Annotated in this window: 13 protein-coding genes; 2 read left to right on the top strand and 11 right to left on the bottom strand. The window is 69.9% G+C overall.

Annotation, left to right across the window (positions count from 1 at the left end):
• The 3 genes from B0W80_RS32530 to B0W80_RS32520 all read right to left on the bottom strand — a co-directional run.
• Positions 1–720: methyl-accepting chemotaxis protein (locus tag B0W80_RS32530; RefSeq protein ID WP_143684884.1), on the bottom strand; the 720-nt coding region annotated here is incomplete at its 3' end.
• A 162-nt stretch (positions 721–882) separates the two neighbouring features.
• Positions 883–2,307, bottom strand: a complete 1,425-nt coding sequence (locus B0W80_RS32525) for a phenylacetate--CoA ligase family protein (RefSeq protein WP_143684883.1) — start codon at positions 2,305–2,307, stop codon at positions 883–885.
• 121 nt (positions 2,308–2,428) lie between these two features.
• The gene (locus tag B0W80_RS32520) at positions 2,429–3,379 is read right to left on the bottom strand and encodes an adenylate/guanylate cyclase domain-containing protein (RefSeq protein WP_077003281.1); all 951 of its coding nucleotides are present in this window, start codon (positions 3,377–3,379) and stop codon (positions 2,429–2,431) included.
• A 364-nt stretch (positions 3,380–3,743) separates the two neighbouring features.
• Between B0W80_RS32520 and B0W80_RS32515 the strand changes: the two genes are divergently transcribed.
• A complete protein-coding gene (locus B0W80_RS32515) occupies positions 3,744–4,001 on the top strand; it encodes a hypothetical protein (protein WP_256856750.1) in 258 nt (85 codons plus the stop codon).
• A gap of 67 nt (positions 4,002–4,068) precedes the next feature.
• Here the strand turns inward: B0W80_RS32515 and B0W80_RS32510 are convergent, their stop codons facing one another.
• The 8 genes from B0W80_RS32510 to B0W80_RS32475 form a co-directional block, all read right to left on the bottom strand.
• Positions 4,069–5,055 carry an LD-carboxypeptidase gene (locus tag B0W80_RS32510; RefSeq protein WP_077003279.1) on the bottom strand — a complete coding sequence of 329 codons (987 nt, stop codon included), beginning with the start codon at positions 5,053–5,055 and terminating at the stop codon, positions 4,069–4,071.
• Entirely contained in the window at positions 5,052–6,131 is a 1,080-nt protein-coding gene (tadA, locus tag B0W80_RS32505) for a tRNA adenosine(34) deaminase TadA (protein WP_077003278.1), read from the bottom strand. Before tadA ends, B0W80_RS32510 begins: the two co-directional genes overlap by 4 nt.
• Positions 6,128–6,343 carry a hypothetical protein gene (locus tag B0W80_RS32500; RefSeq protein ID WP_077003277.1) on the bottom strand — a complete coding sequence of 72 codons (216 nt, stop codon included), beginning with the start codon at positions 6,341–6,343 and terminating at the stop codon, positions 6,128–6,130. The genes tadA and B0W80_RS32500 overlap by 4 nt, the downstream gene beginning before the upstream one ends.
• A gap of 1 nt (position 6,344) precedes the next feature.
• Complete coding sequence (locus tag B0W80_RS32495; protein WP_077003276.1) at positions 6,345–6,992, bottom strand: FMN-binding negative transcriptional regulator; 648 nt, start codon at positions 6,990–6,992, stop codon at positions 6,345–6,347.
• A gap of 64 nt (positions 6,993–7,056) precedes the next feature.
• Positions 7,057–7,752: an ankyrin repeat domain-containing protein gene (locus tag B0W80_RS32490; protein WP_077003282.1), complete on the bottom strand. Its 696-nt coding sequence runs from the start codon at positions 7,750–7,752 to the stop codon at positions 7,057–7,059.
• A gap of 14 nt (positions 7,753–7,766) precedes the next feature.
• Positions 7,767–8,294 (bottom strand): heme-binding protein, encoded by a 528-nt coding sequence (locus B0W80_RS32485; protein ID WP_077003275.1) that lies wholly within the window; start codon positions 8,292–8,294, stop codon positions 7,767–7,769.
• 125 nt (positions 8,295–8,419) lie between these two features.
• A complete protein-coding gene (locus B0W80_RS32480; protein ID WP_077003274.1) occupies positions 8,420–9,049 on the bottom strand; it encodes a response regulator transcription factor in 630 nt (209 codons plus the stop codon).
• On the bottom strand, positions 9,046–10,521 hold the full coding sequence (locus B0W80_RS32475; RefSeq protein WP_077003273.1) for an ATP-binding protein: 1,476 nt from the start codon (positions 10,519–10,521) through the stop codon (positions 9,046–9,048). Before B0W80_RS32475 ends, B0W80_RS32480 begins: the two co-directional genes overlap by 4 nt.
• A 193-nt stretch (positions 10,522–10,714) precedes the next feature.
• Here B0W80_RS32475 and bglX point away from each other — a divergent pair, with 193 nt between their 5' ends.
• Positions 10,715–12,931, top strand: a complete 2,217-nt coding sequence (bglX, locus tag B0W80_RS32470; protein WP_077003272.1) for a beta-glucosidase BglX — start codon at positions 10,715–10,717, stop codon at positions 12,929–12,931.
• Positions 12,932–13,025 lie beyond the last annotated feature (94 nt).

Here is a 13,025-nt window from a genome sequence, read left to right as displayed (position 1 = left end):
CAGGATGTTGGTCTGGAACGCGATGCCGTCGATCACGCCGATGATGTCGACGACTTTCTTCGACGACGCATGGATCGAAGCCATGGTGTCCACCACCTGGCTGACCACTTCACCCCCCTTCACGGCCACATCCGATGCCGAACGCGCGAGCTGGTTCGCCTGGCGCGCGTTGTCGGCGTTCTGCTTGACCGTGCCGGTGAGTTCCTCCATCGCGGCCGCCGTCTGCTGCAGCGAACTGGCCTGTTCTTCGGTGCGCGACGACAGGTCATGGTTGCCCGAAGCGATCTGGCTCGATGCGCTGACGATCGAATCGGTGGACGCCTTGATGCGTGTCACCACGTCGGTCAGCGTGTCTTCCATCTCGCCCATGCCGCGCAACAGGCGACCGAATTCGCCGCCGCGCGCGGTCTCGAATTCCTTGCTGAGGTCGCCCGAAGCCACCGTCTCGGCGATCAGGATGGCCTCGTCGAGCGGCCGCACGATGGCGCGCACCATGCCGATGGTCCAGACGATGCCCGTGGCCAGGGCGAACAGGCCCAGGCCGAGCATCCACAGGACCGCACCGTTGGCGGACGCCGCGAGCTGCGCAGCGCTCGCCTCGTCGTGGACCGCGGCGATGCCGCGAAGGTGCACGATGCCCACGGCGAGGGCTGCCGCCATCGACAGGAGCACGACCCCGAAACCCCATCCGAGGCGGGTCGCGATCTTCATATTGCGCATGAAAGTTCCTCGCGGCCGCCGATGCCGGGCCGCGTCGCTAGGCATATCGGCAGCGGCCCGCTGAATCTTGAGGGTACGAAGTTCGGTGGAAACCCTGTATCGGCGGCTGCCGCGGCCATCGCGTGATCGCTTGATCACGCCCGGCGAACGACCGCCGCGGCTTCACGGCTCGTCGAGTGCGACGAGCACGCGCTGCACCTTGCCGCTGGCCCCTCGGCGTTCCGGCTCGCCGCTCCTGCAGTGGATGTGCACGCCCACGGCACCCTGGCCCGCCAGGAAGGCCGCCAGTGCGCTGCGGGCGCGTCGCAGGAGCGCGTCCGCCGCCCTGCCCTGCAAGCCCGTCGTCAATTGCAGGTCGCACCGGCTTCGCTGGACCAGTTGGAAGTCGAACAGGGCAGCCTCCTCCTCGAGCACCGTGCTCACCGCCAGCGGCGACACGCTCACGCCACGGCCGCCGAGCCGGCCCAGGCGCAACGCGTCGTCGTTGCGGCCTTCGACCTCGATCACGGGCAGGGCGCTGCCGCAAGGGCACGGTGCGGGGTCGTTCCGCACACGGTCGCCCAGCGCGTAGCGGATCAAGGGCTGCACGTGGTTGGCGAGGTTGGTCAACAGCGTGCCGGCCCCTTGCTCGCCGGGCGCGGCCACGCGGCCCTGCGCGTCCACCGATTCGAGGATGGCCCAGTCGCTGTTGAAATGCAGGCGGCCGTGGCGACACTCGCTGGCCAGCGTCAGGAATTCGGAGGCGCCGTAGTTGTTGACGATCGAGGCGCCCAGTGCCCGCTGCACACGGCCGCGGCAGGCGTGCGACAGGTGTTCTCCCCCGGTCCACACTTCGCGCGGCGCTGCTTGCAGGCGCCCCGCCTCGCGTTCCTCGGCCAGCAGCAGCGCGACGCTCGGGTAGGTGGCGATCACCGTGGGCCTCGACGCATCGAGCTGCGCGGCCAGCGCCTCGGGCGCTTGCAGAAACGAGATGCTCCGCATGCCGAACGCCAGCGCCGGGTTCAGCCGACGCAGCCGCTCGATGGACACGGTGCTTGCGAAGTGGCCGCTGGTGGCGCCGACGAAAACGATGCGCTCGCCCAGGCCCCACGGGTTCATCAGCCGTTCGAGCGTGCGCGCAGCCGGCCGGCGCACGTACTCCAGCGCGTCATACACGGCCATCGCCCGCGCATCCTGTACGAAGATGCCCGGTTCCCCGCTGCTGCCCGAGCTCTCCCACACGAGGTAGCGGCCGGCGAAGGCGTCGGCAATGCGGCTGCGGTCGGCGACGAAGCCGCGCAGTGCATCGAGCCGCAACACCGGGTCGGCCACCCAGTCGTCGAAGGCGCGCATCAGCTCGGGCTTGCGCACCGGCTGCAGGCTGTCGAGCCGGATGCTCGCCGGGTCTCGGCCCTCGAAGCGGCGGCGGTAGAAGGCCGAGCCGCCGGCCGCGGCGCGCAGCAGTTCGAACAGCCGCCGGGACTGCCGCTCGGCCAGGCCCTGCGCGCCCGCGTGCACGGCCGCTGCCGCGTCGATGGCGAAGCCTTGGGTCAGCCAGGGGTCGAAGGGCGGCAGCATGGCAGCGCGGCGAACGGCGAAACCCGCCATGGTGGACGCTGCCGCACGGCTTGCCAACCCATTCCAGCGATGACGAAAGGCGTTCGAACGGCGCGCCCCCTGGCGGGCCGGCAGCTGCGCTGAGGGGGCCGGCTTGGCGCCGCTCGGGCGCCTAAGCCCGTGCGTCGCGCCGCGAGAGCAGCACGTTGTTGCCGGTCGTGTTGAACGAGATGGTCGGCGCGCTGAAATCGCTCAGCGGCGCACCCAGGCCGATTTCGCCGCTGCCGTGCAGCACGCACTCGTCGCGCCGCAGCGCGATCTCGCCGCTCGCGCCGGCCGTTCCGTGAAAGCGCACCCAGGTGCCGTAGGTGCTGATGTCGACCAGCACGCAGCTGCCCTGCCGCGCCTCGATGCGCGCATGAAGCCGCGACACGCGCGGGTCGTTGACCACGAACTGGGCCTCGTCGACGCGGCCCAGGTGAATCGGCAGCTCGGCCGCCCGGAACATGGAGCGCACGTCGAGCCAGGCCAGCTCGATCTGCCCGAACGAAGAATCCGTGCTGCGCGCCGTCGAGGCGAGCGAAGCCGGCATGGTGAGGAACTCGGTGACCTCGTCCTGCCAATCGATGCGGTGCACCACCGGCATCTCGCTCTTGCCGCGGATGTTGATGGGGCCCAGGCTGCGGTGCCGCGCCTCGCCGCCCTGGAGTTGGTCGATGACCGATTCGGTCGCCCAGATCTGGCCCGGGCCGGCCAGGTCGCTGAGCCGGGATGCCAGGTTGACGGCGTCGCCGTAGCAGTCGCCGTCGACCTCGACCACCTCGCCGCTGGCCACGCCGATCTGCAACTCCATGCGCAACGGCGCAGGCCAGGTCTGGAGGCGCTTTTGATGGTTGCGTTGCATTTCGAGCACGGCACGGGTGGCGTTGGCACCGCTCGTGAATATCGCGAACACGCCATCGCCTAACGATTTGACGACACGGCCGCTGTGCGACTCGCACACCGCGCCGATCCACTGGATGAGCCGCGTGACGGTCTCGGTGGCCCGGGCGTTGCCGATGGCTTCGAAAACTCGGGTGCTCCCAGTGAGGTCAGCGAAAACAACAGTGGGATGACCGGTCATTTGTGCAAATGTTGGTGGCTAGCGCGAAAGGATTATGGCAAAGCAGAGCAGCAACACCCCTTCGTACTATCAAATCAGCAAAGTTCGGGCCTGAAGCTGTTGCTTTTTCATTCAGTCACAGCTTAACCACTGTGGGTACAACTTAGGTATCAATTGCTCGTCCAGAGCATGAACAAAACCGTGAAGTATGTTGTTTTCCAACGAGAAATGACGTTAGCTCCCTTGTGGATTAATCCTTTGAGAATTAACGTTGCACTCATCAGCGCTTCAGGCACCAGCCCCTCACTTCATGGCGTCATTCAGTAGTCTTCTCCGCTTTCTGTCGTCTCCGGTCGTCGGCGTCCGCCGCTCCACCGATCGCCAGATGGGCCAGATCCGCAACGCCATGCTGACCCTGCTGCAGAGCCACGGTGGTCATTCCACCCAGCGCGTGGCGCAGCGCGTGCGCTTCGCCGGCGACATGGAAGCGCTTTGGTATCTGCGCCAGGACGTGCTGACCGCCCTCAGCGCGGTCGACGGTGAAGCCGCTGCGCGGAAGCAGATGCGCGACATAAACCGGTTGTTCAAAGGTGGATTGCCCGGCGCGATGGTGCCGAGAGCACATCAGCGCATCACGACCTGACGCTGCGATCGATCAATAAAAAGCCGCTGCCCCGCAGCGGCTTTTTTCATTTCCGCCGGTCGGGGCTTCAGTGATCGTGGTCGTGGTGGTGCTGGCCGCCGCCGTGCGCATGCCCGTGACCATGCCCTGCACCACGATGCCCCCACACCAGGAACACATCGCGCCCATCGGCGGCCACCTCGACCTTCGCTCCCACCGGCAGCAGCACCTTGGTCTGCACATGGCCGAAGGGCAAGCCCGTGAGCACCGGGGCCTTGATGAGTCCGCGCAGCCGCGCGGCCACCGTCTTCATGTCGAAGCCGCGATCGTGCGGCACCTTGCGCGTGCCGGTGAAGTGTCCGAACACCACCGCCTTCTGGCGCGCCAGCACGCCGGCATGCCGCAGCTGGTCGAGCATGCGCTCGATGCGGTAGGGATGCTCGTTCACGTCCTCGAGGAACAGCACGCCCTTGTCGACGCCCGGAAAGTACGGCGTGCCCAGCAGGCTGGTGAGCACGCAGAGGTTGCCGCCCCACAGCGTGGCCCCGTGCAGCGCCCGGAAGCCTTCGAGTGCGCCGGCATCGCGCGCCGGCACACGCCAGCCGGTGCCTTCGCCCTGCCCGTGCAGCAGGTCGTCGAAGCAGGCTTCCATGATGTCGTCGGGCCCATGCTCGGCGCCGAAGTCCTCGCCCAGCGCCGGCCCCTGCCAGGTCACCGCGCCGGTCTTCGCAAGCAGTGCGCACTGCAGCGCGGTGAAGTCGCTGAGCCCGACGAACTCGGTGCCTCGCTCGACGGCTTTGGCGACGGCCTTGTACGGAATCGCATCGAGGATGCGGGTCAGCCCGTAGCCGCCGCGCGAGATCAGGGCCACGTCGGCCTTGCTCGCCGCGGCGCGAGCGATGGCGGCCAGGCGGGTCGCGTCGTCGCCGGCGAAGCGCTGGTGCGTGGCCAGCGCGGCCTCGTCGACTTCGACCTCGTGACCCAGCGCCTGCAGCCGCTTGAGGCCGCGCCTGAAAGCCGCCTTGTCGCGCACGGCGCTGGAGGGCGAATAGATGTAGATGTGCTTCTTTTTCACGGGCCGAAGTATCCCATCGCCTCCCGGGCGATCAGCTCGGCCTGCTGCCCCGTCGGCCCGGAAACCCCTTCCGGCACCGGGCCCAGGGCGCGCAGCGCGGCCTCGTAGCCGCGATCGGGAAAAGGCGCGCGCCACGCTGCACCCGCGCCCGCGCCGCCGTCGGGCGCGGCCATCGCGAGCATGAACCGTTCGGGCGCGGCCGCGCTCAGCATCGCCGCCAGCTCCGATGCACCCGCGCTGTACACCAAGGCCAGCGGGCCCGGTTGCAGGCGCTCCAGCCACTCGAGCAGCAGGTCGCGGTGCCACGGCCACGCATGCACGGCTTCACGCTTGGGCTTGTCGCTGCGGCCGAAGCCGATCAGGTCCGGCGCCAGCACCCGCAGGCCCGGCACGCGCGCGAGATGGCGGAAAAAGTAGCTCCACTCCCCCGGGCCGTGCAGGCACAGGCAGGCCCAGGCAACGTCGGACGGGCCTTCGTCCAGGTAGTGCATGCGCCAGCCGCGCTGCTGCGTCAGGTCGCTGACGTAGCGCGGCGCAAATCCGTACTCGGGCAGCGCGTCGAAGCGCTCTGCCGGCGTTCGCAACGCATCGTCGCGCAGCGGCTCGGCCGCCTCGCGCGCTGCACTGCGCCGGCCCTTGAAGAAGTCCTGCAGCATCTGCTGGCATTCGTCGGCGAGCACGCCCCCTTGCACCTGGGTGCGGTGGTTGAGCCGGCCATCGGCGAACAGGTCGAGCACCGATCCGGCCGCGCCGGTCTTCGGGTCCGCCGCGCCGAACACAACCCGCGCCAGGCGCGCGTGGAGCATGGCGCCCGCGCACATGGCGCAGGGCTCCAGCGTGACGTAGAGCTCGCAGCCGTCGAGCCGGTAGTTGCCCAGTGCTTCACCGCCCGCGCGCAACGCATTGATCTCGGCATGGGCGCTCGGGTCGTGCAAACCGACCGGCGCGTTGCGTCCACTGGCGAGCAGGCGGCCGTCGCGCACGAGCACCGCGCCGACCGGCACCTCGCCGGCCGCTGCCGCCCGTGCCGCCTCGTCGAGCGCGAGTCGCATCCAGTGCGCGTCGGCGAGCGTCATCTGGCCTCGTCGGGCACCGGCCGCGGCTGCTGCATGGCGGCGTCGAGCGCCTGCTTGAACTGCTGCTCGGCCTGCCTCGGCTGTGCGGCCGCGGGTTGGCCCGGCGCCACGGCCGGCGCAGCGGGCGCCGCAACCATGCCCAGCTGCTTCTTGACCAGCAGCCCGACGATCACCAGCGCGAGCACGACGCCGAGCAGCCCGAGCACGCGCATGTCAGCGCTCCTCCGCCGGCGCGGCTTCCGTCTTCATGCCGAGGCGCTGCATCCAGACCGCCAGCGCCTGCTCGTCGGGCGAGCCGATGCTGTATTGCGCATACATGGCCGCATGCGATTCGCGCCGGTGCTGGTTGAGCTTGAGCTTGCACTGCAAGGCCGTCACCTGCAGCTCGAAGCCGACGATGCCGTTCAAGAGCTTGTGCTGGAATTCCTCGCCCAGGTCGCGCCACTGCTGCGCATAGGCAGGCTCGTGCTCACCGATCAGGCGCTTGAGCAGCGCGTCTTTCTCGACGGGCGTTTCGATCAGCCGCGCCTCGACGGTGCAGTGCACGGCCAGGTAGTTCCAGGTGGGCACGCGCGCCAGGTCCGGATAGACCGAGGGCGACATGTAGGCGTGCGGCCCGAGGAAGGTGGCCACCGCCTGCGGCCGCGCCTGCAGGTGGCGCCACAGCGGATTGGGCTTGGCGCAGTGGCCCAGGAGCGCGAAGCCGCCCTCCTCGCCGCGGTCGTCGAGCACCAGCGGCAGGTGCGTGACGAAGGGCTGGCCGTCGTCGTCGACGGAGATCAGGCTGGCGAAGGCGTGTTCGCGCATCAGCTGCGCGGCGATCGCGCGGTCCTTGCTGTCGAACTGGGGCGGCATGTACATGGGACGGCTCCTCGTGGGTCCTCGAAAGGGTGCCCGATTGTCCCCGAGCCGAATGCCTGGCGCTCTACTTCGCGCCTGCCGCCTTCAGCTTGTCGATCATCGCCGTGTAGCCGCGCGCCTTGGCGAGCTGCAGCGGCGTGTTGCCCTGCCGGTCGGCCAGCCGCAGGCTCGCGCCCGCATCGACCAGTGCGACCAGCGTGCGCTGGTGCCGCGGCCCGCCGTCGCCGAGGACGATCGACTCGATCAACGCGGTCCAGTGCAGGTTGTTCACATGGTCCAGCGGCGCACCGGCAGCGATCAGGCGGCGCACCACTTCGTCGTGGCCCAGGTGGGCGGCCGCGATCAACGCGGTGCCGTCGTAGCGGCTGGTGGTCTGGCGTGGGCTCGCGCCCAGCGACAGCAGCAGCGCCAGCGTGGCCGGGTCGTCGGCCACGGAGGCGATCGTCACCGCGTCGTAGCGGTCGTCCTCCAGCACGTCGAGCTTGGCGCCGGCCTGCGCCAGCAGGCGGATCGCTTCGCGCTGGCGCGCATGCGTCGCCACGTGCAGGGCGGTGCGGCCGCGGCCATCGCGGGCCTCCAGGTCGGCGTTGCTCGCGATCAGTGTCTTGAGCCGCGCCACGTCTCCGCGCCACGCCGCCTGGTGCACGCCTTCGTAGGCCAGCACTTCGGCAGCCGACGGCGGCACCTGGGCGCCCGCGGGCGCGGCCGCTCCGAAGGCCAGAGCGGCCAGCAGCGCGAGCCACGAGAGACGGCGTTGCATGGCCTTCATCGCGTTCAGCCCAGTTGCGCCTTGATCTTCTCGATGCCGGCGTTGGCGCACTGCTCGTCCAGGTGACCGCCCGGCGCGCCGCCGACGCCCACGGCGCCGATGACGTCGTTGCCCGACTTCACCGGCACGCCGCCGCCCAGCAGCAGGAAGCCGGGGATGTTCACGAGGTTGGCTGCGCCGGGGTTCTTCTGCGCGTTCTCCATCATGGCCAGCGTGGGCGTCTTGGCCGACGCCGAGGTCCAGGCCTTGCGCTCGCTGGCGGCCACGGTGTGCGAACCCGCGTTGTCCGCACGCTGCACCGCACGCACCACGCCGGCGCGGTCGACCACCGTCGCGGCCACCGAGTAGCCGTTGGCCGCACAGGCGGCGACGGTGGCGGCGGCGAGCTGGTTCGCGAGCTCGAGCGAGATGTTCTTTTCGCTGCGCACGGCGGGGCCGGCTGCCAACGGAGCCGGTTGGGCCTGGGCATGGGCGCCGATCGCGAAGGCTGCGAAAGAGACGGCGAGCGCGCCGCGGCGAAGGGTCTTGTTCATGGATTTCTCTCCAGTGGATGGTTCTGTCGCGCCCGCATCACCGTGTGTGTGCAGGCCGCAGCGCCACTGTAGAAACCACGCGCCGTCGCCACCATTCGTACGGCTACGCCGGCCCCTCCGTAGAACTACGGAGCGGCGTCGACCAGCGACGCATAGCGGCGGATCAGCTGCGCCAGCGATTCGCAGCCCAGCTTCGCGAACAGGTTGGCGCGGTGGGTCTCGACCGTGCGCGGCGACAGCCCCAGCGTGCGCGCGATCTCCTTGTTGGTGAGCCCTTCGACGATGAAGCGCAGCACCTCGCGCTCGCGCTCCGACAGCTGCGCATGGCGTTCACGCGCCGCCTGGTCGGCCTGCGTGCGCTCGCGCGAACCCACGTGCTGGCGCACCGCCTGCTGCAGGGCTTCGAGCAGTTGCTCGTCGTCCACCGGTTTCTCGAGGAACTCCGCTGCCCCGGCCTTAAAGGCGCGCCGGCACATCTCGACCGTGCCGTGGCCGGTGAGCATGATCACGGGCTGGTCGACCCCCTGCGCCACCAGCGTGTCCAGCACCGTGAGGCCGCTGATGCCCGGCATGCGCACGTCGAGCACGATGGCGCCGATGCCGCTGCGGTCGAAGCCGGCGACGAAGGCCTGCGGGTCGGCCCAGCCCTGCGTGCGCAGGCCGACGGTGCCGATCAGCAGCGACAGGCTGGCGCGCACCGCATCGTCGTCGTCGATCAGGTGGATCAGCGGCGATTGCGGCTCGCTGCGCGTCATGCCGGGCCCTCCTGCGTGGCCAGTGGCAGCCGCAGCGTAAAGCGTGCGCCGCGCGGCGAGGCGGCCTCCGCCGCGAGCGTGCCGCCCATGGCGCCAGCCAACGTCTCGCACAGGCTCAGCCCCAGGCCCAGGCCGCCTTCGCGGGTGGTGAAGAAGGGCTCGAAGATGCGGGGCAGCAGGTCGGGTGCGATGCCGCGGCCGTTGTCGCTCACGCTCAGCACGCCCTGCCCGCCCTCGCGCTCCACCGCGAGCCGCAGCTGCCGCTCACTGGCGGGCAGCTCGTCGAGCGCCTGCATCGCATTCATCAGCAGGTTGTGCACGATCTGCTCCAGCGCCACCGGCTCGGCCTGCACGTTGACCGGCGTCGGCGAATGGGCTTCGAGCACCGGCGCGATGGCGCGCCGGTCGAACTCGGGCGCCAGCAGGTGCAGCGCACTGCGCACCGTGTCCTGCAACGGCACCGACCTGGCGGCGCCGGCTTGGCCCGGTCGTTCGATCGCGCGCCGCAGCCGACCTACCACGTCGGCCGCGCGGCGTGCCTGCTCGGCCGCCTGCTGCATCGCCCCGCGCGCGGTGTCGATCTCGGGCGGGTCGTCGTCGAGCAACCGCCGCGCCGCCTGGGTGTTGGCCAGCACCGCCGTCAGCGGCTGATTGAGTTCGTGCGCCATGCCGGCGGCCAGTTCGCCCAGCGCATTGAGACGCGCGACCTGGCCGAGCCGCAACAACTCTTCGGCCCGCCGACGCTCGATGCGCTGGCGCCGCAGCGCGACCGCGCCACCCAGCACCACGGCCATGGCCAGCGCCCAGGCGGCCATCCGAGCCCATGGCAGTTCGCTCCAGCCCACGTGGCGTTGCGCCACCACGTCGAAGGACTGGCTCTCCGACGCCAGCACCTTGCGGAAGTCGAAGGACCAGCCCCGTGCACCCGGCTCGCGCCCGGCTTGCACCACGAACTGCTGGCCCGCGCGCTCGACCAGCACGCGCACCGGGCTGGCCTTCGGGTCCATCGGCCAATCGCGCCAGGGCACGGTGGCGGCCAGGTCGATGTCCAGTGCGTAGCTGGTGGGCGTGGCGCCGATCACGAGCCGGTAGCGGCCGCGCGGCAGGTCCTGCATCGCGAGCTCGGGGCGACGCAGTTCACGCGACCGAGCTTCGGCCTTGGCCAACGCCGGGTCGGACCATTCGCCCCCGGCATCGCGCCGCTCGACCGCGAGGATCGACGGGTACACGGCAGGCAGCCGCTGCTCGGGCCGCCCCGCATCGGGCGCCGTCTGCAGAAGGGCCAGCGTGGCGAGCACCGCGTCGTACTGCACCACCTGCTGGCTCAATAAACGATGCACGATGCGCCCGTTGGTGTCGAAGTCCTCTTGCAGCTGGATCAGCTCGGCTCGCGCGATCCATGCCGCACCGGCACCCGCGAGCAGCAGCCATGCCAGCCACCATCCACTGCCCACGCGCCACCAATGCTTCATGGCGCGGATCGTACCCGCGTGGCGATGCACCCCTTGATGTACCCAACGGCCAGCATCGGCCCGGAACCCCGACAATTTCCCGAGACTTTGACGAGCGGCGACAATTCCGCCGATGAGCGTCCGCAGCAGATTCCCACGGCTCCGCCTCCCCCCGCCTCTTCGTCCCACCCTCCTCGCCCTTCTTCTCAGCGCCTTGTTGAGTGCCTGCGCCACCCGCCTTTCACCTGGCGGGCTCGACCCGCTCGCAGCGGCGCGCATCGAATCGTTGATCGGGCGCATGACGGTCGAAGAAAAGGTGGGCCAGTTGAGCCTCTACGCGCCCGCCGCCGTCGACACGGTCGCCAACCCGCAGGGCGCGCGGCTGAGCGAAGAAGAGCAGCTCGCGCAGATCCGCGCGGGCCGCGTCACGGGCCTCTTCAACAACGAAGGCCTGGAAGGCAAGCGACGCGCGCAACAGGCGGCGGTGAACCAGTCGCGCCTGGGCATTCCGCTGCTCTTCGGCGCCGACATCATCCACGGCTTTCGCACCGTGTTCCCGGTGCCGCTGGCGGAGTCCGCGAGCTGGGAGCCGGGGCTTGCCGAGCGCACCGCGCATGCATCGGCGGTCGAGGCCACGGCCGACGGCTTTCGCTGGACCTTCGCGCCCATGGTCGACATCGCCCGAGACGCGCGCTGGGGCCGCGGCATCGAAGGCGCGGGCGAAGACGTGTTCCTGGGCCAGCAGTTCGCCGCCGCGCGCGTGCGCGGCTTCCAGGGCAACGAACTCGGCAACGCCAACGCGATGCTGGCCACGCCCAAGCACTTCGCCGGCTACGGCGCGGCCGAGGGCGGGCTCGACTACAACGCGGTCGACCTGTCGGAGCGCACGCTGCGCGAGGTCTACCTGCCGCCTTTTCGTTCGGCCATCGATGCCGGTGCGTTGTCGGTCATGAGCGCCTTCAACGAGATCGGCGGCATTCCCTCCAACGCCAACCGCGCGCTGCTCACCGGCATCCTGCGCGGCGAGTGGGGCTTCCAGGGCTTCGTGGTGTCCGACTACACGGCCGACGAGGAGCTGATCGCGCACGGCTTCGCGGCCGACGGCCGCGACGCGGCCAAGCGCGCCTTCATCGCCGGCACCGACGTCAGCATGCAAAGCGGGCTGTACATGAAGTACCTGCCCGAGCTGGTGGCCACCGGCGAGGTGCCGATGTCGCGGCTCGACGATGCGGTGCGCCGCGTGCTGCGGGTCAAGCAGCGGCTCGGTCTGTTCGACCATCCTTTCCGCGGGCTGCAAGACACGGCGGGCCCGCGCTTCGATGCAGCCGCTCACCAAGGCCTGGCGCGCGAGGCCGCGGGCCGCTCGATCGTGATGCTCAAGAACGAACGCGACGTGCTGCCGCTGCCTCGCTCGGGCAAGCGCATCGCGCTCATCGGCCCTTTCGCGGGCACTGAAGACCTGTTCGGCCCCTGGCGCATCTTCCCGGGCCAGGCTGCGCCGATGGGCATCGACCAGTCGCTGCGGCAGTTTCTCGATTCGCCCGAAGCGCTGACGGTGGTGCGCGGCAGCAACGTCGAGACGCCCATCGCGGGCGGCATCGACGCTGCGGTCGCCGCAGCGCGCGACGCCGACGTGGTGGTGCTCTCCATCGGCGAGAACGAGCAGATGTCCGGCGAGGCCCGCTCGCGCAGCGACATCGAGATTCCGCGCGCGCAGCAGGCGCTGGCCGAGGCCGTGGCCGCCACCGGCAAGCCGGTGGTCGTGCTGCTGCGCAACGGCCGTGCGCTGGCCTTGCGCGGGGCGGTGCGCAACGCCAACGCGATCCTGGTGACCTGGTTCCTCGGCTCGCAGACCGGGCCCGCCATCGCCGACGTGCTGTTCGGCGACGTCAATCCCTCGGGCCGGCTGCCGGTGAGTTTTCCGCAGACACCGGGCCAGGTGCCCTACTACTACGCCCACAAGCGCACCGGCCGGCCGCAGCTGGCGGATTCGCCCGCGGCCTTCTACAAGGCGCGCTACCTCGATGCGAGCAACGACCCGGCCTTCTCCTTCGGCCACGGCCTGGGCTATGCCCGCGTGCGCTACGACGCCATCGAACCCGGCGCAGCGCGCATGAGCTGGGACGGCGCGATGACCGTGCGTGCACACATCACCAACACCGGACGCCGCGAGGCCGACGAGGTGGCGCAGCTCTACATCGCCAACCGCGCGGCCAGCGTCACGCGGCCGGTGCGCGAGCTCAAGGGCTTTCGCAAGGTCAAGATCGCGGCCGGGCAGACCGCGACGGTGGAATTCACGCTCACGCGCGCCGACCTGATGTTCATCGGCCAGGACATGACGCCGACCGTGGAGCCCGGCCAGTTCGACGTCTGGATCGGACCGTCGGCCACCGGCGGGCTGCGAACGAGCATGACGCTGCTGGGCGAGTAGAAGCGCCGGGCCGCAAGGCGAGAATCGCGCACCGATCCAACTCGCCATGCAAGACTCCCTGTTCGACGGCCCCGCGGGGCTGTCGAACAGGGAG

It is taken from the genome of Variovorax sp. KK3, from assembly GCF_001984055.1.
Classification (GTDB): domain Bacteria; phylum Pseudomonadota; class Gammaproteobacteria; order Burkholderiales; family Burkholderiaceae_C; genus Variovorax.
Note: the sequence above shows the minus strand (reverse complement) of the source record. Positions and strands in the feature narration are given on the sequence as shown.

Bases quoted from the DNA above. Each gene is read 5' to 3' on its own strand.
- B0W80_RS32525 (WP_143684883.1), bottom strand. From the start codon at position 2,307: ATGGCGGGTTTCGCCGTTCGCCGCGCTGCCATGCTGCCGCCCTTCGAC.
- B0W80_RS32520 (WP_077003281.1), bottom strand. From the start codon at position 3,379: ATGACCGGTCATCCCACTGTTGTTTTCGCTGACCTCACTGGGAGCACC.
- B0W80_RS32515 (WP_256856750.1), top strand. From the start codon at position 3,744: ATGGGCCAGATCCGCAACGCCATGCTGACCCTGCTGCAGAGCCACGGT.
- tadA (WP_077003278.1), bottom strand. From the start codon at position 6,131: ATGACGCTCGCCGACGCGCACTGGATGCGACTCGCGCTCGACGAGGCG.
- B0W80_RS32500 (WP_077003277.1), bottom strand. From the start codon at position 6,343: ATGCGCGTGCTCGGGCTGCTCGGCGTCGTGCTCGCGCTGGTGATCGTC.
- B0W80_RS32495 (WP_077003276.1), bottom strand. From the start codon at position 6,992: ATGTACATGCCGCCCCAGTTCGACAGCAAGGACCGCGCGATCGCCGCG.
- B0W80_RS32490 (WP_077003282.1), bottom strand. From the start codon at position 7,752: ATGCAACGCCGTCTCTCGTGGCTCGCGCTGCTGGCCGCTCTGGCCTTC.
- B0W80_RS32485 (WP_077003275.1), bottom strand. From the start codon at position 8,294: ATGAACAAGACCCTTCGCCGCGGCGCGCTCGCCGTCTCTTTCGCAGCC.
- B0W80_RS32480 (WP_077003274.1), bottom strand. From the start codon at position 9,049: ATGACGCGCAGCGAGCCGCAATCGCCGCTGATCCACCTGATCGACGAC.
- B0W80_RS32475 (WP_077003273.1), bottom strand. From the start codon at position 10,521: ATGAAGCATTGGTGGCGCGTGGGCAGTGGATGGTGGCTGGCATGGCTG.